Raw genomic sequence first — 23,745 nt, forward strand, 5'->3', positions numbered from 1 at the left:
CCTACCAGTTTTTAATTGTAGCACCAGAAACAGGCTTGGCTTGCTTCTTCTTTATTTTATCCTGAATCTCTTTTTCGCGTTGCTGCAATGCTTGAAGCATACGTTCAGCATCTTCCTTTGATATTTTAGGTTGTTGCTGCTGCTGTTTATCCTCTTTATTTTGATCCTGGTTTTGTTGTTGGTCGTTTTTCTTATCGTTATCGTTCTTATCCTTTTTATCCTTGTTTTGATCCTCCTTGTTGTCTTTCTTGTCCTTATTATCCTTATTATCCTGCTTATTATTTTGCTGATTGTTCTGTTGTTGCTGCTGTTGCATCATTCTTAGCGCTAACGACAGGTTATACTTAGCGTCCATATCATCAGGATTATATTTTATAGCCTTTTTATAGGCCTCGATGGACTCCTTCAGCTTCTTTTGCTTGAAAAGGGCATTCCCCTTATTGTAGTAAACCATCGATTTCTCTAAATCGGAAAGTCCAGAAAGGTTTATCCCATCAATAGCTGAAAGGGATTCCTCATGTTTATTCTGTTTGTAAAGAGCGTCGGCAAGATTAAAATTAGCCTTAAACGAATGCTTATTTTTTTCTAAGGCTTGGCGATACTGCACTTCCGATTCCAAATAATCATTTTTTTCGAAGGCTTTATTTCCACGGCGTATCAGCTTATGCTCGCTCTGAGCATTCAGGTTATTATTAATTAAAAATATAGTAATTCCAAAGAGTAAAATACGCTTCATGACTTTTGAACGTTTTTATCAACCCCAAATAGATTCACCTTTGAAAGCAACTTAGTTTTACGGTCAAGTATAAGTAATTCGACCAAAATGAGCACAATTGCAATAGCTAAAATATATTGATATTGCTCTTCGTATTCCGAATAAATCTTATCCTTAATCTCCTTACGGTCGACATTCTTTAGGGACTCGTAAATAGGCATCAATCCAAAACTTGCATTTGTTGCCCGGACATACTTTCCATTTCCAGTAATGGCAACTTTTGTAAGCGTTTCCTCATCCAAGCGGGTAATAACAACCTCGCCTTCGGAATCTTTTAGGAAATCTCGACTATTTCCAATGGGAATGGGAGCACCTTCGGGAGAACCGATTCCAATAGTATAGATTTGGATTCCATTCTCGGCAGCCTGTTTGGCAATTTCAACAGGATCATCTATATGATTCTCACCATCGGATATTACAATAATAGCCTTACCTGTGTTTGAATTTGGAGTGAATGAATTGGCTGCCAGTTCTATGGCACGTCCTATTGCAGTTCCCTGTTTAGGAACCATACCAGGGCTAACCGATGATAAAAATAATTTTGCTGAAGCATAATCGTTAGTTACAGGAAGCTGCACATAAGCATCGCCAGCAAAAACAATAAGTCCGATTCTATCCTCCTGAAACTTTTCAATTAGCTGAGAAATAGCCTGTTTCGCTCTCTCTATCCTGTTGGGTTTGATATCTTCGGCAAGCATGCTATTTGAAACATCAAGGGCAATAATCATCTCCATGCCCTTACGTTTAACCTCAGTAAGTTTTGCTCCTACCTGGGGTCCTGCTAGCGATACGATTATTAAGAAAAATGCTATGCTTAATAAAGTAAACTTTGTCCATATCCTGCGAAACGACAATTCAGGAAGAAGTTTAAGTACTGTTTTGTACTCCCCAAAAATGGTTATCCACTTTTTTTGCCTTTTCACAGTAAACCAAGAAAGGACTGCAAATGCAGGGATTAGTAGTAAAAGGTAAAAATATTCTGGATTTGAGAATCTAAACATACCTTACATTTTTTAAATTCCAAGCAAATAGGTTCTACGTAAAACAAATTCAGCAACCAACAGTACAAATGAGTAAAGAAGCCACTTTCTAAAGAGCTCCTCCCTTTTGGTGTATTCGTTTGTTTCAATCTTGGACTTTTCTAGTTTATCAATCTTACTATAAACCTCCTCTAGAGCCTTATTATTGGTGGCTCTAAAATACTCACCTCCTGTCATTTGGGCAATATCCTTAAGCAAAGCCTCATCTATCTCAACCTTCATATCCTGGTATCTTGTTCCAAAAGGTGTTTGAACAGGATAAGGAGCAGTTCCATAGGTTCCTACACCAATGGTATATACTCTTATTCCAAATGTTTTAGCCATTTCAGCAGCTGTCATTGGAGCAATTTCTCCACGATTATTTACTCCGTCGGTAAGTAGTATTACCACCTTGCTCTTTGATTTGCTATCCTTTAAACGTGAAATGGCAGTTGAGAGCCCAGAGCCAATGGCCGTACCATCTTCTAAAATGTTAGGCTCTATGGCACGAAATTGGTTAATTAGAGTTGCCCTATCGGTAGTAAGCGGACAAAGAGTAAAACTTTCGCCTGCAAAAATCACAAGCCCAAGCCTATCATTCTTACGTCCACTTATGAACTTAATACCTAAGTTTTTGGCAGCCTCAAGCCTATCGGGTTTAAAATCGCGTGCCAACATACTTCCCGACACATCGATTGAAAGCACAATGTCGATACCTTCGGTGATAACATTTTGTAAAACTGTTGTAGATTGAGGACGCGCAAGTGCAACTATTGCAAGAGTAACTGCTGCTACTCGCAGCACAAAGGGTATATGCCTTAAATAAACCTTAATGTTAGGTTTTGCCTTTTCAAATGGTTGGCTTGCCGAAATGCTTAATGGCGCCTTTGACTTATGCAACCTATAAAAGTACCAAAAAACGATAAAAGGCACTATTAGCAATAGGTAGAGTAATTTCGGGTTAGCAAAAACAACTAAAAGCATAATTATTTAGTTTGATGTTGTTGATGAATCTACACTTTTACTCCCATCACTTTCAACTTCATCGGTATCTTCAACAGGTTTTGTTCCCTCTACAAAACCAATGGCAAAGGTTAGGAAATTCCTATTCTCATCGATTAATGGAAGATGCTTGGCAAACTTTACTAAATCGGATGTAGAAAGCAGTTCTCTAAGGGTTTCTTTATAATTATCTAAATTATATTCCAACCTATCAACCTCGGCAAGTATCTGGCTTGTAGTTTGTTCTGGGGCATTAATACCAAAGCGGTCTTCAAGGTAAATTCTAAGGATATCAACAAGTTTGGTGTAGTAATCCTTTGGATTGTCCGATGCCCACTCTTTTTGCTCCTCTAAAAGTTTCAGCTCACGTAAAGCTACAATGTGAGCTGGTTCCTTTGGCTTAAAAATATTAAGGAATGGCTTATTCTGCTTTTTACTTCTGATGTAAAGATAAAGTAGCACAGAAATGGCGATGATAAGCAGGCCTAACCCAACCCATGGAGCAACTTCGGAAAAATGGAGGGGTTCTCTTATAGGTGGTTTAATATCTTTAATATCATTTAAGGTGGTATCGGGTTCAACCAGCTTAACAAGTATTCCGGGTGAATTAATGAGGGCAGTATCAACAAAGCCCCCATGCTTTATTAGAACAGGAAGTCCCTGGATACGAAAGATTCCTTGATTAAAAACGGTAACGGGTATCCTTAACTTATAGATAAGAGTATCGCCAGATAGTATAGAATCGCTCGATGGCATTCCTAATAACTCAAAGCCCCCAGGAATCGTATCGTTGATTGGTGGCATTTGTAAGCTGTAGGTACCTCTTCCCTTTGCTTCTACAATAAAATCGACCTTATCGCCAATAAGAATTGAATCTTTATTGAATAACGATTTAAACTCAAGCTGTTCAACCTGAGAGTTACCTAAAAAAGGGATAAAAAGAAGAAAAACGGAAATTATATGTTGAAATGGTCTCATTTTGCCCTCCTTTTAAAGAGTAAAATTAGCGGTTTAACATAGTCCACGTCAGTTCTAATTGATACCCAATCAACTTTAGCCTTGTTAAAGGTTTGTCGGAGCGATTCGGAAGTTGTATTCCACCACTTTTTGTAGGTTTCCTGCACTTCGTAGCTATTGCTATCGACCCAAATATCCTTACCGGTTTCAGCATCTTTTACTCTTAACAAACCAACCTGAGGGAACTGTGTTTCCCTAAAGTCATAAACTCTTATCCCCACAACATCATGTTTGTTATTTGCTATTGTAATGGCTTCGGAGAATCTGGGTTGCTCAGTTTCTGAATCAAAGTCGATGAAGTCGCTTAGCACAAAGGCAGTTGAGCGTTTTTTGATAGCATTGGTTAGGAACCGTAGTGCTTCGGCCAGGTTGGTTTCTCTACCTTGAGGCTGAAAGTTAAGCACCTCGCTTATAATACGTAGGGTATGCTTACGTCCCTTTTGGGGAGGAATAAACTTTTCGACACGGTCGGAGAAAAGGATAACACCTATTTTATCGTTATTTTGGATAGCAGAAAAGGCCAAAACGGCAGCAACCTCGGCAATAACATGTCGTTTGAAATTATGTGCAGAGCCAAAGTTCTGAGAACCGCTCACATCGATAAGGAGCATAACCGTTAGCTCACGCTCCTCCTCAAATACCTTAACGTAGGGCTGGTTATACCGTGCGGTTACGTTCCAATCGATATTCCGAATATCATCGCCATAACGATATTCACGTACCTCACTAAAAGCCATACCTCGCCCTTTAAAAGCACTATGGTACTGGCCTGCGAAAATTTGACGGGTTAATCCCCTTGTCTTTATCTCGATTCTACGAACTCTCTTAAGCAGTTCCGAAGTTTCCACAGTTTAATGTTTTATTTTTGGGATCTGATAGTAATGGTAAGAAACCATTTACCTTTAATTAATGTATATGTAAACTTCCTACCATCAATATCTTCTAACCACTTATTTTTACCATAGGGTTGAAACTTTGAATTCAATTCGTTAACCACTTCATCGTAAAGCCAGGTATTGTACATCCTTGAAACAGCAGTGCAAACTCCTTTAGAATCGATCATGCAAAGAACTGTTTGTTCATCTAAAGTGTTAACGAATTTAATAAAACCACGGTCATCAACCCTAACCTCTTTTTCGTAAAAGAACCCTTTATACTCTTTTGGTAAGCGCTTTACTATTTCATCTTTATGAATTCCTATATAGTTTTGAGCACATAGCGATAGGCTCAAAAGCAAAGTGATAGGCATTAAAAGATAAATAGCAAGCTTTTTCATAAGCACTAAGGTACCTCAATGGTATTAAGTATTTCGGTAATAATATCTTCGGATGTTATATTTTCAGCTTCGGCCTCATAGGTTAAACCAATACGATGGCGAAGCACATCGTAGCAGACGGCCCTAACGTCTTCAGGAATAACATAACCGCGACGTTTAATAAATGCGTATGCTTTTGAAGCTTGACCTAGACTAATAGTTGCACGAGGCGAAGCGCCGTAAGAGATCATTGGTTCAAAGCGCTCAAGGTTATATTTCTGGGGGAAACGAGTGGCGAACACAATGTCAAGTATATACTTCTCAATTTTTTCATCCATATATACCTCGTGCACCACCTCACGAGCTTTAATAATATCGGATGGTTTAAGAACCTTCTCGGCTTTTGGAAACTGCATTGCAAGGTTCTCGCGCATTATTTGGCGTTCCTCTTCAAGTTTTGGATAATCAATTTTAACTTTAAGCATGAATCGGTCAACCTGAGCTTCGGGCAAAGGATAGGTTCCTTCCTGTTCAATGGGGTTTTGGGTGGCCAGTACAAGGAATGGCTCTTCCAGCTTGTAGGTTTCATCGCCAATGGTAACCTGACGCTCCTGCATAGCCTCAAGCAGAGCGCTTTGAACCTTTGCTGGGGCACGGTTTATCTCATCGGCAAGAATGAAGTTTGAAAAGATAGGCCCTTTCTTCACAATGAATTGCTCCGATTTGGGGCTATAAATAAGAGTACCTATCAAATCGGCTGGAAGCAAATCGGGGGTAAACTGAATACGGTTAAACTTAACATCTATTATATTGGCAAGGGTGTTAATGGCAAGTGTTTTAGCCAAACCAGGTACTCCTTCAAGCAGGATGTGCCCATCGGCAAGCAGGCCAACTAAAAGCGATTCAACTAAGTGCTTTTGACCAACAATTACCTTGCCCATCTCCATGTTGATGATATCAACAAAGGAACTCTCAAGCCTTATTCGCTCGTTTAACTCTTTGATATCAACAGTAGATTGTACGTCCATAGGGTTTATATTTTAAAATTTGTTTAACCTTTTGCATTACTCTATTTGCAAATATGATAATAAATAGCCCTAATCGATGTTAATTTAGGTTAAAGGAAAATTATTCTGTAATAAAGGTAGTTAAAGGGCTGTAGGATATTTTAATATTCATTTTTTTTGACTAAAATTAAAGTTTATATTTTCAAACTCAACAAACATTGAATCAAACCATTGAAATGACAAGATATTTCATATACCTATCATATAAAGGGACAAACTACCACGGGTGGCAGGTTCAGAACAATGCTGTAAGCGTACAGGAGCTGGTTAACAATGCTTTGAGCATCCTGCTAAAGCACGAAGTTAAAACGGTAGGTGCAGGCCGGACCGATACGGGTGTCCATGCTAAGAATTACGTTGCCCATTTCGACAGCGAAATTGATAATCTCGATAATAATTCTAGGTTTTTACATAGCATGAATCGCATTCTTCCCCATGATATTGTAATTCATAGAATTAGGAAGGTAAAACCAGATGCGAATGCCCGTTTCGACGCAACATTAAGGGGCTATGAGTATGTAATAAGCAGGAGTAAAGATCCCTTCCTATTAGGTTTGTCGTGGCAATACGATGCAAAGCTTAACATTGAAAACATGCAGCTGGCTGCTCAGCAACTATTCAACTATTCCGATTTCACAAGTTTTAGCAAGGTTGGGTCCGATAATAAAACCAATAACTGTGAAATCTATAAAGCAGATTGGCAGGTTAATGGTAACATTTTGATGTTTAACATTGAAGCCAACCGATTTCTTAGGAATATGGTGCGAGCCATTGTTGGAACATTGATTGATGTAGGAAGGGGAAAAATCACACCCGAAGAATTTGCGCAAATAATAGAGCAACGAGATAGAAAATTGGCCGGTACGAGCGCACCAGCCGAAGGGTTATTTTTTACTAAGGTTGAGTATCCTGAGAAAGTGTTTTTCTAAAGCAGAAACCGATAAATCAAATCTTTAAACAAAACTCACAAAGTTTATTAGAAAGGGCACAATCAACTATTACAAGTATTTTCTAACCCTTAGTCACTTTTAAGAATGGATCTAGAAATGTAAAAAATGAATTAGTTCTGTTTCGAAGGCATTAGGGGCATTTTTAGGGAGACAATAAACGAACGAGGGCGTAAAAGTACAGAGCTATAAGTTATCATATTTTGATCGGTAGCATAAACATCAAACGACCTAGCGTCTAACAAATTATTACAGGTAAAGTTAAGAATATAACGTCCGTTCCCTAGCTCCACATTCAGAAATGCATTAAGAAAAACTGATTCGCTCTTGGAATTATTGAAATTATTAAATTTATAGTACTCCGATTCTATTCCAAAATAGATATTTTTCTTAGTATAGTACAGAATATCGAACTTATGAGACAGGTATCTACTTTCTGACTTAAAGCTATTTAAAGAAGAGTTAATAAAATCGAGTTTGGTGCTATATTCAAACTCAAAATTATCAATAAAACTCAAATTGACTAAACTTTTAATAGAGTTCCAGTAATTGAATGCCTTATAAATTGAGCCCGATAACAGCTCATCACTCACATTACGATAAAAGTTGTATTCTAAATTAATATTTGATAGCAATTCGGAAAAGAAATATGAAAAACTAGCTTTGAAATTATCTGATTCCGATATGTTGTCAAGCCGCTTATACGTATAGCTCAGCAGTCCATTTTCGAGCAATCGTTTATCTTTTATATAATCGTTAACTGCATACCTTTTGCGATAATCTATATTAAACCCAATGCCTGATAATGGGTTAGAATAGGATAGTTCAGCCCTAATATAGCCATTTCGACCATATCTGAAGTAGTTGTTTCGCAATATAAGCCTATGTGATTTTATTACATACCCATTTGTAATATCACCAGGATCACTTACACTTTGGGTATAGCTAAGCACCATGTTTGCAGTCCAAGTTGCACTAATTTTGTATTTAAAGTTTACATAGGGCTCAAAGGTGGTAAGGGGGTTGGGTTTGCTATTCTCATATGAAATATTGCTTTCGGATACATAACGACTATATACAGGAAAACCAAAATTCACATTCAATGATCCATTTTTAAAAAGTAAGCTAGGTTTAATTCCTGGTTTAAGTATGAGCCACGATTTATCGCTTTTAAACGAGTCGACATCCACTAATTGGTCGTCCTTATAGATATTGGTAAAAATCTGTCCTTTTTCAACATTAACAAGGGGGGTTAGTTCCAAAACCCATTTCCCAAGAACAGAACCCAGCTTATAAAAAGCATCGATTTTTAAGCGATTGGTGGCAATCTTTTGGGTAGACGACTCGTAAGGTAAGCTATCGTTTAGCAAACCAGTAAAAGCCCCTGGTGATATGATTAGATCTTGAGTTGTATTTAAATAATTTATGTTTGAAAATAATTGATGAAAATTGTTTCGATGCTTAAAAACTACATCATTTGTATTTGAAAATATGTAGCTAGGATAACTAGCTTTTTCCATAAATGGGCTATTTCCATCTATACTAGAGTAGTCGTCATTCCAATACCTGGTATAATTTGTAATTGAATTAAGGTATAACTTTTTAGAGTTTTGAGTCAAACGTGACCCAATTCTCAAACTGTTACTCTTTAACTTATTATATGTTGCCTCATAGAAGTTTACAGAAGTGTCGGCAAAGAAATATGTTTTGTTAATAGTTCCCTTCCTATAGCTAATATCGCTGTAGTAGTTAACATCAAATTTTGCCTCCCATTTATCGTTTAGCTTAACCAGATACTTTAATGATGCAAACTTTGAGTTGTTATCGTAGTATCTCTCCATATTTATTGAAGGGGATAGGACATGTGAAACACTAACATACCTTGGTTTTAGTGCATCGAAACCGGAAATTACATTATTTGTAATTTCAATTATATTAAACTGGCTTTCGAGTTCTTTTCCAACATTATTTGCTTGACCAGTAAAAACCAGCTGCTCATTCTTTTTAAACAACATGGGCGTTACATTTACATCGTAAAGATATGGCTCATAACCCGCTCCCAGATTCATGCTACCAGTTACAGCTATATTATTTTTGAGTTTTAGGTTTATGGCGGTTGCATTGCTTGGAATCACATTCTCGAGAATCTTTATTGGTTGATGCCGTTTAAGCACTTCAACTGCGCCAACGGATTTATGGGGTAGGTTTTTGTTTACTACGTTATAACCACCACCCATTAAATCCAACCCCTCGATATAGTACTTTTGAATGGGTTTGCCCTCATAATAAACAGTCCCATCACTTTCTACTTGGAACCCTGGCATGTTTTTTAAAACATCGCCTATGGAAAAGTCTTTTCCTTTGGCAAAAGAGCTTACCAAATACTTGATAGTATCGCCTTGTTGCTTTATAGGCTTACTTTTCACTATTACTTCTTGAATATACATTTTCTTTTCTTCGAGCGTAAAAACCAGCACCTCCCTTTTTGTAAGGTTTATTACGCGGCTAACATCATGATAGCCTAAGCACCTAATGGCCAATAAAACAGTTTGGTAGTTTTTATTTAGCTTTAACGTGAAAGTACCATCGGTATTAGAGAAAGTGTAAGCAATAATTGAGCTGTTATCGTTAAGGGGTGAAAGCGTAATACTTGCTCCCTCAACAGGCTGCCCCTTTGTGTCAAGAACTCTTCCTTTTACTTGTACCTGTGCTTCTAGCCCAAGAGTTGAAGAAACAAACAATACAATATAAAATAATGGTGACTTAAAGGCTTTCATTTGTTAAAACTTTTCTATGAAATTATTCCAGGACCTAAATTTCTTTAGCAATTGTATCTGATCCTCTTTGCTCAACTGTACAGGAATTTCTCCTTTCTTTACACGGTTTAAAAAATTCATGTTTTCTGCATAGAAAACTTCCACAAACTCCTTTGGGGTTAACTCCTTATACCTACTTAAATCAGATTCAATAAAGATCGGTGTGTTTACACTGTTTTCGGTCACTTCAGCTATTTCAAACCTGTGAAGATCTTGCCTATCATGGATTAGCACAATCAGTCCAGGTAGCCCCCTGAATTTATAGGGTCCATCGTTTATTGGAATTTCGCTAGTGTACCAAGCGATATACTCGCGTCCTCTAAATTTTGTGGAAGCCTTTTTGCAGCTAAAACCTAGAATTACGGTGTCGGATTTAGTATCAAGCACCCATTCTATCCTTTCATTATCCAGCACTGAAAACAGCTTTTCACTACCCCTGTGTGCTAAAAAATAAATGTCACCTTTACGTGGGTAATTTTTGTATATGTTGTACCTTGAAAAAACATGACCACCATGTGCGTTATATAAATCGTTAATTTTCTGAAATACAGTCCTATCCTCTGGGCAAAAATAGTATAATGAATCAGAAAGAACGGAAGTTAATTGTGAAAACCTAGAAATACCTCTTCCTACCTGCAATATCATATCTGTAACTACTACCCCTGTTGTCCTATTGGAATCAGGGTAGAAGATGTACTTATATTTTACGCTGAATTTAGCCATATCGATAACTTCCTGGCTAAAACATACCCCTATAGATTGAAATGCTATTAGTAACACAATAAACCGCTTCATATCAAAATTTTTAGTAAAATAAGTAGCCAGAAAATTATTTTCCAGCTACTTATAAAATAAAATTACGAACCACAGATTGCCTCTCTTACATCAGAAAAATCCTTATCTTTCTCTGCCTTTGTTCCGCAGAGTAGAAGGTAGGTCCCATTACCATTGGCACATTTGAGAATTACTAAATCGCAATTATCCTCACGAGCGGTATCCTTTTTTAGCTCATCTTTTCCTTCCGCATTAGCGCTACCTAAAGGTAGTATTGCCATACCGAATAGAATTGCAACAAAGAATAATTTAGCTACTTTTTTCATAATCGTTACGTTTTTTAATCCCTCAAACTATTACCCTTGAGGGGGTGGGCAGTTTTTGATTGGCCCTTCAAAAACATTACAAAAAAAAAAAAAAAAAAATCAAACACAAATCAATTTTTAATACATGTTTTATAACATAATGTTATATATTGTATAACATTACACTTCGTTTAATCGTTAAATAAAAAGTAGCGATTAACATATGTATAATTATTCTGTATTTTATGACACAAACAACCCGCTTAGGTACTTATTATTAAAAGGTGTAGGCTATGTGTGGCTTTAACAGGAAAACCCATTTGATCAGAATTTTTCTATGAAATTATTCCAGGACTTAAATTTCTTTAGCAGTTTTATCTGCTCCTCTTTGCTCAGCTGTACAGGAATTTCTCCTTTCTTTACACGGTTTAAAAAATTCATGTTTTCTGCATAGAAAACCTCGACAAACTCCATGGGGGTTAACTCCTTATATTTACTTAAATCAGATGTAATAAAGATAGGTGTGTTTTCGCTATTCTCGGTTACTTCAGCTATTTCAAACCTATGAAGATCTTGCCTGTCGTGGATTAGCACAATCAGTCCAGGTAGCCCCCTGAATTTGTAGGGGCCATCGTTTATTGGAATTTCGGTTGTATACCATGCAATATATTTTCGTCCCCGGAACGATGCATATGCCTTTTTGCAACTGTAGCCTAGTATTAACGTATCCGATTTATTGTCGAGTATCCAGTAAATTTTCTCTTTATCTACTACTGAAAAGTTTATTTTACGACCTCTACTTGTTAAAAAATAGACATTACCTTTACTTGGAAAATCTTTATAAATGCTAAAATTAGAAAAAGTGTGATTGGCGTAGGCATTATAAATATCATTCATTTTTTGAAATATGGAACGATCATCTGGATAGTAGTAAGTTAAAGAATCTGTTAATACATTTGTATACTCAGTAAATCGTGACAAATTATTTCCAATCTGTAAAATCATATCCGAAACCACAGCACCTGTTGTCCTATTGGAATCGGGATAAAAGGTATACTTGTATTTTGCATTTAATTTGGCAGTATCAATTACGTGCTGACCATAACATAGCGCTACAGATAGAATTGTGTACAATAAAACTAAAAAACTTCTCATGGGTATCTCTTTTTTTATTTATAGTACATATCAACCTGAACCTGTACAAAGAATACGTTTACTGCGTTCCATTTGCTAAAACCTTTCTATAAAGTTATTTCTTGTTTTAAACTTCCTAAGCAATTTTATTTGTTGCTCTTTGCTAAGTTGTATGGCAATTTCTCCTTTCTTTACTCGATTTAAAAAATTCATATTTTCTGCATAGAAAACATCTACAAACTCTTTTGGAGTGAGCTCCTTATACTTGTTTAAATCTGATTCAATAAAAATAGGTGTGTTTGCACTATTTTCGTTTAATTCAGTAATTTCAAACCTGTGGTGATTTTTTTTATCGTAGATTAGCACAATTAGACCTGGTAACCCTCTGAATTTATAGGGACCATCATTTATTGGAATATCACTTGTGTACCATGCGATATACTCGCGTCCTCTAAATTTTGTGAATGCCTTTTTGCAACTAAAACCTAGGATAATAGTATCGGAATTATTATCAAGTTTCCAATTCATATTCTCATCTTTTTCAAGAACAGCATAATGAACCTTGCTTCCTCGATGTGTTAAAAAATAAATATCTCCTTTATTTGGAAAATCCTTGTAAATCTTAAATGTTGAAAAAATGTGGCTCCCATGAGAATTATAAAAATCGTTTATTTTCTGAAATTTTGTTCTATCACTTGGATAAAAATATAGTAATGAATCGGAGAACACGTCCACCTGTTCAGAAAACCTTGAAACATTACTTCCTACCTGTAATATCATATCTGATACTGCTGCACCTGTTGTCCTGTTAGAGTCAGGATAGAATGTGTATTTATACTTTACGCTAAACTTAGCCACATCAATAACCTCCTGGCATAGACATAATCCTACTGATAGATAAACAAGAAGAAATACAATAAACCGTTTCATATTAAAATAATTTTAAATAAGTAGCCAGAAATATTATTCCAGCTACTTAATATAATTTCTATCCACAGATTGCTTTCCTTACAAGAGCAAAATCTTCATCTTTTTCTTTATCAGTACCACATAAAAGAAGGTAAGTTCCGTTACCATTGGCACATTGGATAGTTATTAAATCGCAATTATCATCAGCTGTAGCCTTTTTTAGCTCATCTTTTCCTTCCGCATTAGCGCTACCTAAAGGTAGTATTGCCATACCGAATAGAATTGCAACAAAGAATAATTTAGCTACTTTTTTCATAATCGTTACGTTTTTTTAATCCCTCAAACTATTACCCTTGAGGGGGTGGGCAGTTTTTGATTGGGCCCTTCAAAAACATTACAAAAAAAAAAAAAAAATCAAACACAAATCAATTTTTAATACATGTTTTATAACACATTATTTGTATAATGCGATATTAGGTGCACAACTGTTAATCCATATAAGTGTTTTGAGCAACACAATGTTAGTTTATTTGTTATTCACCATATCAGCAGGAGGAAAATCAACAAATACTTTGTGATTCTTGGTATGGATATCGGAGGAATAGTATTCTCTCAATCTGCACCCAATTATGAAACTTAATTTTGGTCTTGTCTTGAAAAGCTTTTCGTTTTATAGAACTCTAGATGTTTTGAAACAAGAATGCAAGAAACAAATCAACGGGTACTTTGCTAATTGTAGTAAACAACATACTTTAGCGACAAACCAGTTCTTTTATCAAGATTAAATGGTGAGAAATTACACTCAGAACACGCTCCCTTGATAAAGGAAATATCCTGAGATTTTTACTCGAATCAAAATTATAATAATATCATATAAACTATCACTTTCCTGTGAAAATTGATGAAACATACAAAAAACAGGGTTTTCACCCTGTTAATCATTTTGATTAAAAACCAAAACCATTAAGAATTTATCTACATGGTTGATGCTCTTCCCTTAGCAAATCGTTCACCGTTTTTACCGGGGAAAACGTTGATAGGGGTACTTCAACGAATATGGTATTCCAGCTGCTCATGGCACCATTCCAAAGGCCAGGAAGTTCCAACGCCTTGAGCTGTTTACCATCCTTACTTTTAGTGGATATAAAACCGGTTTCTGGATCACGGTAATCTAAAAGGTTGAATTTTTCGCCTTTAAAATCTACAAACGAGCAAACAATATCAACCGGGTTGAAGTGGGTTGAAGCCTTGAAAATTGTTTTTGCCTCGGAATTATTCAAATCGATTTGGGAACTCTCAACTATTTGAAGCGATACAGTACCATCGGGATTAACTGCCCAGAATGGACCACCACCTGGCTCTCCTTCATTTTTAACCATTCCACAAACCCTAATTGGACGGTTAAGAATTCTAATTAGATAATCTTTTAAAATATCGGGGTTTGTCAGGTCAATACCTTTTGGCGGCATGACACATAGCTCATCTTGAGTAAACTCCAATATCGATTTTAGCTCCTCAAAAGGTGGATTGCTGTTATGTAGCTCATGGAGATACCTAAATATAATTTTTTGATAGCTTAAAAGCATACCTGCCAAAGCCTTTTTATACCTAACGGTATGTGGTTTCAGATGATCAGGTGCTACATTGTCGATATTCTTTATAAAGACAAGTTCCTGGCCCAAGTCGTTAAGATTTTCGATTAAAGCACCATGCCCACCTGGTCGGAAAAGTAGCGTTCCATCATCATTACGAAATGGATTGTTATTCATATCAACTGCTACGGTGTCGGTAGATGGCTTTTGTACAGAATATGAGATGTTCAATGTAACATCGTAATGATTCTCGTAGAAAGACTTTACCCTCTCGATTAGCGACTCAAAACCATCGAGATGCTCTGGAGAAACCGTTAGGTGAATATTTACATTGCCATGTTTGTCGCGTGCATACTGGGCTCCCTCAACAAGATGTTCTTCAAGGGCAGTTCGGGCAATGTCGCCATACTTATGGAAAAGGATCAGCGCTTTGGGGAGATTCCCATAGTTAAGCCCATCATGTCCTAGCAGAGTGTTAACTATAGGTAGATAATCGTTTTGTTCAATGAGCTCTTCCATTTTGTAGCCTTGAGCCCAAAGCTCGTTGTAAAGCTTATCGTAAAATGGGAAATCCTTAATTCTATTGAAAAAGGTATAAATTGAGCCAAAACTTTTATCGTTAAAACACTCTAATCCCATTACGTGGTAATCGGCCTGAAACTCATATAAGTGCTTAAACATTCTGGTTGCAGCTCCCGAAGCCGGTACAAATTTAACCCTAGAGCCCTCAAAATCTCGATAGATATCGATCAAACTATCAAGTTCTTCATCGTCAAGTTTAATAATTCCATCGCCAACAGTGGCGGGTTTCACTAATTTCATAAACGGAAACCCCTTTTTAAACTGCTCAATTTGAGCCTCAACCATTTCGGAAGTTATTCCCTTCTTCTGCATTTGATCAATATCACTCCGGCTAAACATAGTCACCTTACATTTGATTAAAACCAGTTTAAATTTACGATATTTTCTTCCAAGAAAACATTAACCTGCATAAATTCTTATTATTATCGGCGCTAGTAATATCTACCAAACTCTCACCATTCTGTTCCTGAAATCGACTGATAGCAAGAATGTCGCCTGCTTTTGCTTCGGCATTAAAATTTACAGCCACCCTTGCAGGGTAGAAGTTTTTAAAATGGTCAATGCTAAAGGTATTGTAAGCCCAATCGATATATTTTACGTTGTTCACATGCTGGTTCATATCGATATCGCCAATTCTAACACCAATCTTTTCTGAGAAGTCAGGTACCCCACCCGCTTCTAATAGCCTGGCAGCATTTCGACCCAAAGCATTACGTTGGGCAAAATCAAAATCGGAGAACCAATTAATGCGAACAGGACGATGCGATTTAGCATTTAAAACCAACCAGCTTGAAGTGGCAGCAATTATTCTTTTACCACTCTCATCATACATTTCAAAATCGCGAAAAGCAAAGATTCCGTCTGATCCTCTAGGCCAAGTCAGCAAGGTTACCTGCTCCGTCCATTGGGGTAACCGATAGATTTCAGCTTCAACACGCGAAAGCACCCAGAACAAACCTTTTTGTAACAGATGCTCAAAACCATATCCAAGTATATGGGCATGCTCCCAGGCGATTTCCTGAAAGTAATTGAAGAGAGCTGTAACCGTTAACTTTTGGTTAAAGTCAACCTCATATGAATGTATTCTAATTGAATGCTTATGATATTTAGGGAGTTGGTAGCTAGATAATACCATGAAGAACTATTTTGACGAAAATTTTTCCATAAAGCGTTTACTGTCTATGATGTAACGGTTGTGCGTACCCCTACCAATTTCGCCTTCTTTATCCCAGGCAACAACTTCAAAGGTCAATTTTTTACCATCAACAGCTATCAGTGTTGCCTTACTACTAACCTCCCATCCCATTGGAGTAGCCTTGGTATGCTTAACACACACCTCGGTACCAACCGTGTTAAATCCGTCGGGCAAATAGGGCAAAACTGCATTTAAAGCTGCTTTTTCCATTAAAGCAACCATGGCTGGTGTAGCAAAAACATCAACCAAGCCTGAACCATATTTGGATGCAGTATTCTCTTTTGTAACTATTTCGGTTGCAGTATACTCAACTTTTAACGGTATATTAAACTCCATAACAATAGCATTTTTAATGGTTACACAAAGATATTAACTATTTTCAACTAATAGTATTAATTCGTACTTTTGCATGTTTACTTAATGTTAAAAGCTATGAGCATGGTTATAATAGAGAAGCTAACCGACGAACAGGTTAACCAAAAGGGGATAAAGAATTGGCCTATCTGGACAAAAGAAGCTTCAACCTTCGATTGGTACTATGATTCTGATGAGGAGTGCTTAATACTAGAAGGTGAAGTTGATGTTAAAACCGACGAAGGAACCTACACCATTAAGGCAGGCGATTTTGTAACCTTTAAAAAAGGGTTGAAGTGCGTTTGGAACGTTAAGAAACCCATTCGTAAGCACTATAATTTCAAATAATTTAATCCCTTGAAGAATTAAAGGTGGAACGTTAAATGTGACACATGCAGCGTTTAGCGTTGAAGATTACATTTATTAGCTAAAAATACGTGTAAAAGTTTTAAACATAAAAAAAGAGACGTTGTTTTACGTCTCTTTTTTCTTTTCTTAAATCAACCAAAATTTATTTTACGCTCTCGGCAACTTTTTTAGCCAGCTCATCGAACTGTTTCAACTTATCGGCATTGGGTTTACCATAAATTTCAGCAGGTTCAGCAACAAGTTCAAGTTTAGCCTCTTCTGCGAACTTTTTCAGATTCTTCACACCACCACCATTCCAGCTATAGCTACCAAAGAGCGCTAGCTTTTTATTCTTTATTCCCATGTGGGTTAACTCACGGGTAAGCTGTTCCATTAAGGGGAACATCTCGGAGTTGTATGCACATGAGCCAAGAACTAGTCCACGGTACTTCCAAATCTCATTGATAAGGTGGCTAATGTGTGTTCGGCTAACATCGTGAATGCGAATATTCTTTATACCTTGTTCGGCTATCTTTCGGCCGATGTAATCGGCAATCTCCTCGGTGTTGCCATACATCGATGCAAAAATAATAACCACACCCTCCTCAGCCTCATAACGGCTCCAACGATCGTAAAGGTCGAGCACCTTTTGAGGGTTTGAGCGCCAAACCGGGCCATGAGTTGAGGCAACCACTTTAACAGGGATATCTTTTAGCTTTGCAAATGCCTTTTGCACCATATTGCTATACTTTCCAACAATATTTGAGTAGTAGCGGCGCATCTCATCCTCAAAGAAGTTAAAGTTTATTTCGTCGTCGAATATTCCACCATCAAGAGCACCAAAGCTACCAAAAGCATCACCTGAGAAAAGGATTTGCTCCGTTAAATCGTAGGTCATCATTGTTTCGGGCCAGTGAACCCAAGGGGTCATTACAAACTTTAGCTTATGGTGTCCAAGGTCAAGGGTATCTCCATCGTTTACCTCAATCAGATTCTCATTGATTCCCCAGTAGGCTTCAACCATCTTAAAGGTTTTGGTATTTCCCACTATTTTTACCCCCTTAAAGTGGTCGAAAATAGCCTTTATCTCTCCTGAATGGTCGGGTTCCATGTGGTTAATAACAAGGTAGTCCAATGTCCGACCATCAAGTAAAGCCTCGATACGCTCAATGTAGTTACCTGCAACCCTATCCTCAATAGTATCGATAAGGGCTGTTTTTTCGTCAGCAATTAGGTAAGAGTTATAGGAAACTCCCCTATCCATTGGCCAAATGTTTTCAAATAACCGTTTACGACGGTCGTTTACACCTATCCAATGAACTTTTCCTACTACCGGTACTGTATAAAACATATCTATATGGTTTTTAATTATTACCAAATTTTTCGCAAAAGTAGAAAATTAAAGGGATTATATCGAACAAAATATTCTTGTTAAAAATCAATCTAAATAAAAATAGCAAGGTGCTGATTTTATAAAAAATGCTGTAAATGCAAAGTTCGAAAGGAAATCAGGTACTAGTTTTAAACGGGAAGATGAAAACAAAGAGTAAATGGAAAGTAAACCCAGTTATAGCAGTTCTGTTTTTTTGTCAAGAATCAGCTTTATGCTTTAAATAATAAATAGGGAAAGCTAACTAATAGAAATAAAAAAGCCGGCATAGCCGGCTTCTTATCGGTTATCATTTACCTATTGAGGTAAATATGGAATTCCCATGGTTTCAGTGTTAGCTTTTGTTCCTTTGAAAACTCTGCAGGGATATTGCTAAAATAGTCAACATACGGGGTGTTCAGGTGAGCGTCGCCGGTAAACTCAAAGGTCTGCTCTGCTGGCGAAAGGTTGAAGACCGCAAATAGCTTTTGGGACTCATTAATGCGTGTAAATGCAAATATGGAGCTATCGGCGGTAGTAGTAATGCGGAAAATATCGGCACCCTTTTCGCCAGCATCAAGCACGCTTGCATTTTTCTTAAGTGCTGTAAGCTTCTTATAGAGCTCTGTCATGTTCAATGAATCCGACCAATCGATTTGGTCCTTATCAAAAAACTTTAACCTACGGTTAAAACCTACTTCCTGCCCGCTATAGATAAGGGGCATACCATCAAGTACAAAAGTGAGAGCCGCCATGGTTTTAACAGCATTACCCATTCGTTCAAATTCGGTTCCATTCCACGAATTTTCATCGTGATTGGTAATAAAGTTCATTTTTATGGTATTCTTCGGATAGGTTGCCGCTTTCTTGAGGAGGTATTGTTCAAGGTCGGCTACAGTTTTTGAGCCCTGAGCAATTGAGTTAAGGATATGATGACACTCCCAGGCATAATCGGCATCGAAGGCAAATTTTTGAAGTTCAGGTTTTTCTGCCTCGGCAAGCATAAAAATGGGTTTGCCAAGCTTATTAAGCTCTTTGCGAGCCTCGTTCCAAAAATCGGTGGGAACCTCTCCTGCCACATCACAACGAAATCCATCAAGGTCGATATCCTTTATCCAATACTTAAGCATATCAATCATGTAGCGGCGTAATTCCGGTTTTGAGTAGTCCAGCTTGGCCACATCGGTCCAATCGAATGGTGAAACCACATTGCCTGATGAATCCCTAACATACCAATCGGGATGTTCGCTAATAAGCACTGCATCGTGGGCTGTATGATTAGCAACAACATCGATTATCACCTTCATTCCTAGCTCATGCGCCTTGCTTACAACCGATTTGAAATCGTCAAGCGTACCAAATTCGGGATTTATTCCATAGTAATCCTTAACTGAGTAGTAACTGCCTAAACTTCCTTTACGATTTTCCACTCCAATAGGATGAATAGGCATAAACCAAAGAATATCCACTCCAAGGTCTTTTAGTCGGGGCAGGTGTTGCTCAAAAGCCTTAAATGTTCCTTCGGGAGTAAACTGTCTAACATTAACCTCGTAAATAGTTGAGTTGTAAACCCAATCGGCATGTTCTACCTTGAAAGGTTCAACCTCTTTGGGTTGCTGCTTGCACGATGCAATTGATAACGTTGCTGCAATTATAGCAACGTAAATCAGATTCCGGAACCTGAAAAAATGCTTTTTTCTCATGATTTATCTATTTTGTTGATATTAGTTTATCAGTTTTCACACGTTTGCGATTAAAAAATGCCCATAACCAGGGGCTTTTGCTAATATAGCTATATTTTTAAAGCATTAGTTTTATATTTTACAAAAAACTTGTAAATTGCTTGTATTATAAAAATTATCTAACCTAAAATCGAACAAAACGATGAAACTAAAAGTTGTTTATCAGGGGCGATACTCAAGAGCTGAGTTGCTTCTTCGTACATTTCTCGGATGGTTATACATTTATTTACCTCATGGTTTTTTACTGATTTTTGTTACGCTTTGGGCGCAAATTCTACAAATCATAGCTTTTTGGGCAATTCTCTTTACAGGTAAGTACCCCAAAAGTTTATTTGACTTTCAGGTTGGCCTAATGCGTTGGAATTTAAGGCTAAATGCCAGGATCTATAACATCTCGGATGGATACCCTGCATTTGGCATAAATGCAACCGATGAGTACACATCGCTTGAGGTTGAGTATCCTGAAAAGGTAAGCAGAGGCTTAATGCTAGTTCGATTCTTTTTTGGATGGTTGTATGTTTATATTCCCCATTTCTTTATCCTTGCTTTCCGTGGTTTCTTTGTTAACATTCTAGTTTTCTTTGCTTGGTTTGTGGTGCTATTTACAGGAAAATATCCTCAAGAATTTCACAACTGGGTTGTTGGACAGCTTAGATGGATGACCCGTGTAGGACTTTATATGAGCTATATGACCGACGAATATCCAGCCTTTACAGGCGATGAGCTACCTAACGAAAAATAAGAAAATTTTTCACTAATTTAGCACAGGCATCGTATTTAATACTTTGCCTGTTTTTTATGTACTAGTAAAATCTAAATGCCATGGAGTTTTATCCTATACCCCAACCCGATGAAGTAAGCGATATAGAAAAAGATGATGCAATGGGGGCATACTTTATGATGTTTGCCACAACAGGACTTGGTCTTCCACTCCCCATCATTAATCTTATTGCATCAATTATTTACTACTATTTAAACCGTTCTAAAGGTAGGTTTGTGCAGTTCCACTCTTTACAATCGCTTTACTCGCAAATACCAGTTACACTGCTAAACAGCGCACTTGTCATCTGGGCTATTATAAACCTTGTAAATGATACCCCATTCACAAACACCTTTTGGGGACTGGTTATCACGGCTGGTATCTTTAACATAATCTATTTCATATTCAGCATAATTGCTGCAGTAAAGGCTAAAAAGGGGCGTTTCTTCTACTTTCTCTTTTTTGGAAAACTTGCTTACATTCAGGCATACAAGAAAATGCCAACAAACGAAAATGTTAAAGTTAATTTGAATAAGCCACCTTTATAGAACCATACTGCATGAGAAAAGTATTTATTGAACTGATTATTCTGATTGCTGCTGGAGTGCTTTTATGGATAATTTTTTCCAAAACAGTTAGCATTCCAGAAAAACCTGCATTAATATCAGTTGAAAAAGAGATTGAGATTGGTAAAAGGATTAAAGAAGATTTACTCCAACTTAACGGTTTTACTACTATAAGTAACCGTAAAATAGATTCAATTTTTAAGAACCTTTCCGACACTTTAGAGCTATACCTTCCTGATAATCAGTTTAAATACAACTTCATAATAGTAGATTCTGATATCATAAACGCATTTGCTATTCCTGGAGGATATATTGCCATAACAAAAGGTCTGATAAATTATTGCAACACAAACGATGAGCTATTAGCAGTTATTGGGCACGAAATTGGTCATATTGAAAATCGACATGTTATAAACAGGTTGATTAGAGACCTTGGCATTTCTCTTCTTTTATCGAATGATAAATATGTTGGAAGCGAAGTTGCCAAAATGCTATTTACACAAAGCTTTAACAGAAAACAAGAAGAGCTAGCCGATTCATACTCTTGTACATTTTTAGAACGATTAGGTTTAGAACCCAGAACATTAGCTTCGTTCCTTCGAAGATTAATGGAGCAGGATGAAAACATATCCGATAACTTTGAAATCGTTTCATCACATCCAAGTATGACGAAAAGGATAAGAATGATACTTAATTACAAAGAGTCAAAAATTAAAAATTCCAAACACTTTAATTTTAACTTCTTGAAAATTATAAAACAAGAATTGAATAATGTGTAGTATAACTATTATTAGACCCAAGAACGAAAAGTATTATAGTGAAGGTAAACTTAAAATCACTATAGACGGTGAAACGGTTGGTAAGATTTACCAAGGTGAAAAGCTAACCCTTGAACTTTCTGGCAGTGAACACACCCTAAGGGCGACAACCGTTCTAAAAATGGGAAGCAGAACAATTACCCTTAAAGGGGATGAACAAAAAGAGATTGAAGTAAAAGTTAACCCAAACTTTAACTTTTCACCTCAAATGGCTATTACGCAGATACCATTATTTACTATTCTTTGGATGCGATTTGAAAACATTTGGATAAAATCATCACTCGCGTTAGTTGCAGGTTTTATCATTATCTTTTTTGTAAGAATGCTTTTAAAAGGAAGAACCGAAGCCATTCTGATTAAGGAGATAAACAAATAAATGCTATATAACGAAAAAAGCGAATAGTTCTTGGGTTTCAAACTATTCGCTTTATTTTTTATACTAAAGTTTTTTTTACTTGAGAGCCTCTTTCATTGTTTGGCCTATATTGGCAGGCGATTCAACTACATGAATTCCGCATTCACGCATAATCTTCATTTTAGCAGCAGCAGTATCATCGGCACCGCCAATTATAGCACCCGCATGCCCCATACGGCGACCTTTAGGTGCAGTTTGCCCTGCAATAAAACCAACTACAGGTTTAGTTCCATTCTCCTTAATCCAGCGAGCAGCATCGGTTTCCATGCTACCACCAATTTCGCCAATCATAACAATTCCGTGTGTATCGGGGTCGGCCATAAGTAGTTTAACGGCATCAAGGGTTGTAGTTCCAATAATGGGGTCGCCACCAATTCCTATACAGGTACTTTGACCCAGTCCTAGTTTGGTAAGCTGGTCAACAGCCTCATAGGTTAATGTACCAGAACGTGAAACCACGCCAATGTGACCCTTTTTGTGAATAAAACCTGGCATAATACCAACCTTAGCCTCCTCGGGTGTTATTACACCCGGGCAGTTTGGTCCTACCAACCGGGTTTCGGGGTAATCGGCAAGGTAATGTTTCACCTTAACCATATCGTTTGTGGGGATGCCCTCGGTAATGCAAACTATCACCTTAATACCTGCAGCAGCAGCCTCCATTATACCATCGGCAGCAAAAGCAGGCGGAACAAAAATAACCGAAACATCGGCACTTGTTTCCTTAACGGCTTCGGCAACGGTATTAAATACTGGCCTATCCAAATGGGTTTGTCCACCCTTTCCAGGTGTTACACCACCTACCACATTTGTGCCATACTCAATCATCTGCGATGCATGAAAAGTGCCCTCACCTCCGGTAAAGCCTTGAACTATTACACGTGAGTTTTTATTGACTAATACGCTCATATATCGATATTTGTTTAACTAAATACAAAATTAATACAACAATGATTCCGACTTCAAACCTACACTTTTTTATCA

General features: G+C 37.2%; 25 protein-coding genes. 6 read left to right on the forward strand and 19 right to left on the reverse strand.

Translation table 11 applies throughout. The features are described from left to right. Position 1 precedes the first annotated feature (1 nt). Genes FHG85_RS06955 through FHG85_RS06985 form a run of 7 tightly spaced genes read right to left on the reverse strand, consistent with a single transcriptional unit; the run spans position 2 to position 6,096 of the window. On the reverse strand, positions 2-736 hold the full coding sequence (locus tag FHG85_RS06955; RefSeq protein WP_173074335.1) for a tetratricopeptide repeat protein: 735 nt from the start codon (positions 734-736) through the stop codon (positions 2-4). After that, positions 733-1,776, reverse strand: a complete 1,044-nt coding sequence (locus FHG85_RS06960; RefSeq protein WP_173074337.1) for a vWA domain-containing protein — start codon at positions 1,774-1,776, stop codon at positions 733-735. The genes FHG85_RS06955 and FHG85_RS06960 overlap by 4 nt, the downstream gene beginning before the upstream one ends. Positions 1,777-1,788: 12 nt before the next feature. After that, on the reverse strand, positions 1,789-2,778 hold the full coding sequence (locus FHG85_RS06965; RefSeq protein ID WP_173074339.1) for a vWA domain-containing protein: 990 nt from the start codon (positions 2,776-2,778) through the stop codon (positions 1,789-1,791). A 6-nt stretch (positions 2,779-2,784) separates the two neighbouring features. Then, positions 2,785-3,774: a hypothetical protein gene (locus FHG85_RS06970; RefSeq protein ID WP_173074341.1), complete on the reverse strand. Its 990-nt coding sequence runs from the start codon at positions 3,772-3,774 to the stop codon at positions 2,785-2,787. After that, on the reverse strand, positions 3,771-4,661 hold the full coding sequence (locus tag FHG85_RS06975) for a DUF58 domain-containing protein (protein ID WP_173074343.1): 891 nt from the start codon (positions 4,659-4,661) through the stop codon (positions 3,771-3,773). The genes FHG85_RS06970 and FHG85_RS06975 overlap by 4 nt, the downstream gene beginning before the upstream one ends. An 11-nt stretch (positions 4,662-4,672) precedes the next feature. Further along, positions 4,673-5,089 carry a hypothetical protein gene (locus FHG85_RS06980; RefSeq protein ID WP_173074345.1) on the reverse strand — a complete coding sequence of 139 codons (417 nt, stop codon included), beginning with the start codon at positions 5,087-5,089 and terminating at the stop codon, positions 4,673-4,675. A gap of 5 nt (positions 5,090-5,094) precedes the next feature. Then, on the reverse strand, positions 5,095-6,096 hold the full coding sequence (locus FHG85_RS06985; RefSeq protein ID WP_173074347.1) for an AAA family ATPase: 1,002 nt from the start codon (positions 6,094-6,096) through the stop codon (positions 5,095-5,097). A gap of 215 nt (positions 6,097-6,311) precedes the next feature. Between FHG85_RS06985 and truA the strand changes: the two genes are divergently transcribed. Then, positions 6,312-7,064 carry a tRNA pseudouridine(38-40) synthase TruA gene (truA, locus tag FHG85_RS06990; RefSeq protein WP_173074349.1) on the forward strand — a complete coding sequence of 251 codons (753 nt, stop codon included), beginning with the start codon at positions 6,312-6,314 and terminating at the stop codon, positions 7,062-7,064. A 131-nt stretch (positions 7,065-7,195) separates the two neighbouring features. On the opposite strand, the gene FHG85_RS06995 is transcribed toward truA, so the two are convergent. From FHG85_RS06995 to FHG85_RS07035, 9 genes are all read right to left on the reverse strand, one after another. Then, the gene (locus FHG85_RS06995) at positions 7,196-9,859 is read right to left on the reverse strand and encodes a carboxypeptidase-like regulatory domain-containing protein (protein WP_173074351.1); all 2,664 of its coding nucleotides are present in this window, start codon (positions 9,857-9,859) and stop codon (positions 7,196-7,198) included. A 3-nt stretch (positions 9,860-9,862) separates the two neighbouring features. Then, positions 9,863-10,693, reverse strand: coding sequence for a GLPGLI family protein (locus FHG85_RS07000; protein WP_173074353.1), 831 nt, complete (start codon positions 10,691-10,693; stop codon positions 9,863-9,865). 62 nt (positions 10,694-10,755) lie between these two features. Further along, a complete protein-coding gene (locus FHG85_RS07005; protein WP_173074355.1) occupies positions 10,756-10,998 on the reverse strand; it encodes a hypothetical protein in 243 nt (80 codons plus the stop codon). A 303-nt stretch (positions 10,999-11,301) separates the two neighbouring features. Then, on the reverse strand, positions 11,302-12,132 hold the full coding sequence (locus FHG85_RS07010; RefSeq protein ID WP_173074357.1) for a GLPGLI family protein: 831 nt from the start codon (positions 12,130-12,132) through the stop codon (positions 11,302-11,304). A 75-nt stretch (positions 12,133-12,207) separates the two neighbouring features. Next, entirely contained in the window at positions 12,208-13,041 is an 834-nt protein-coding gene (locus FHG85_RS07015) for a GLPGLI family protein (RefSeq protein ID WP_173074359.1), read from the reverse strand. A 58-nt stretch (positions 13,042-13,099) separates the two neighbouring features. Further along, entirely contained in the window at positions 13,100-13,336 is a 237-nt protein-coding gene (locus FHG85_RS07020; protein WP_173074361.1) for a hypothetical protein, read from the reverse strand. Between the two features lie 655 nt (positions 13,337-13,991). After that, positions 13,992-15,533: a DUF4301 family protein gene (locus tag FHG85_RS07025; RefSeq protein ID WP_173074363.1), complete on the reverse strand. Its 1,542-nt coding sequence runs from the start codon at positions 15,531-15,533 to the stop codon at positions 13,992-13,994. 34 nt (positions 15,534-15,567) lie between these two features. Then, entirely contained in the window at positions 15,568-16,329 is a 762-nt protein-coding gene (locus FHG85_RS07030; RefSeq protein ID WP_173074365.1) for an acyl-[acyl-carrier-protein] thioesterase, read from the reverse strand. Between the two features lie 6 nt (positions 16,330-16,335). Beyond that, positions 16,336-16,725, reverse strand: a complete 390-nt coding sequence (locus tag FHG85_RS07035) for a thioesterase family protein (RefSeq protein ID WP_173074367.1) — start codon at positions 16,723-16,725, stop codon at positions 16,336-16,338. A 96-nt stretch (positions 16,726-16,821) separates the two neighbouring features. On the opposite strand from FHG85_RS07035, the gene FHG85_RS07040 reads away from it, so the two are divergent. Next, positions 16,822-17,091, forward strand: coding sequence for a cupin domain-containing protein (locus FHG85_RS07040; RefSeq protein WP_220429183.1), 270 nt, complete (start codon positions 16,822-16,824; stop codon positions 17,089-17,091). 163 nt (positions 17,092-17,254) lie between these two features. On the opposite strand, the gene FHG85_RS07045 is transcribed toward FHG85_RS07040, so the two are convergent. Beyond that, complete coding sequence (locus FHG85_RS07045) at positions 17,255-18,442, reverse strand: FprA family A-type flavoprotein (protein WP_173074369.1); 1,188 nt, start codon at positions 18,440-18,442, stop codon at positions 17,255-17,257. A gap of 332 nt (positions 18,443-18,774) precedes the next feature. Beyond that, a complete protein-coding gene (locus FHG85_RS07050; protein ID WP_173074371.1) occupies positions 18,775-20,163 on the reverse strand; it encodes an alpha-amylase family glycosyl hydrolase in 1,389 nt (462 codons plus the stop codon). A 181-nt stretch (positions 20,164-20,344) separates the two neighbouring features. On the opposite strand from FHG85_RS07050, the gene FHG85_RS07055 reads away from it, so the two are divergent. The 4 genes from FHG85_RS07055 (at position 20,345) to FHG85_RS07070 (ending at position 22,722) form a co-directional block, all read left to right on the forward strand. Next, on the forward strand, positions 20,345-20,944 hold the full coding sequence (locus tag FHG85_RS07055) for a DUF4389 domain-containing protein (RefSeq protein ID WP_173074373.1): 600 nt from the start codon (positions 20,345-20,347) through the stop codon (positions 20,942-20,944). Between the two features lie 80 nt (positions 20,945-21,024). Next, positions 21,025-21,510: a DUF4870 domain-containing protein gene (locus tag FHG85_RS07060; RefSeq protein ID WP_173074375.1), complete on the forward strand. Its 486-nt coding sequence runs from the start codon at positions 21,025-21,027 to the stop codon at positions 21,508-21,510. Between the two features lie 11 nt (positions 21,511-21,521). Continuing rightward, entirely contained in the window at positions 21,522-22,307 is a 786-nt protein-coding gene (locus tag FHG85_RS07065) for a M48 family metallopeptidase (protein WP_173074377.1), read from the forward strand. After that, entirely contained in the window at positions 22,300-22,722 is a 423-nt protein-coding gene (locus FHG85_RS07070; RefSeq protein WP_173074379.1) for a hypothetical protein, read from the forward strand. Before FHG85_RS07065 ends, FHG85_RS07070 begins: the two co-directional genes overlap by 8 nt. A gap of 75 nt (positions 22,723-22,797) precedes the next feature. Here the strand turns inward: FHG85_RS07070 and sucD are convergent, their stop codons facing one another. Further along, positions 22,798-23,670, reverse strand: coding sequence for a succinate--CoA ligase subunit alpha (gene sucD / locus FHG85_RS07075; RefSeq protein WP_173074381.1), 873 nt, complete (start codon positions 23,668-23,670; stop codon positions 22,798-22,800). Positions 23,671-23,745 lie beyond the last annotated feature (75 nt).

This window comes from Tenuifilum thalassicum (assembly GCF_013265555.1).
Lineage (GTDB): Bacteria > Bacteroidota > Bacteroidia > Bacteroidales > Tenuifilaceae > Tenuifilum > Tenuifilum thalassicum.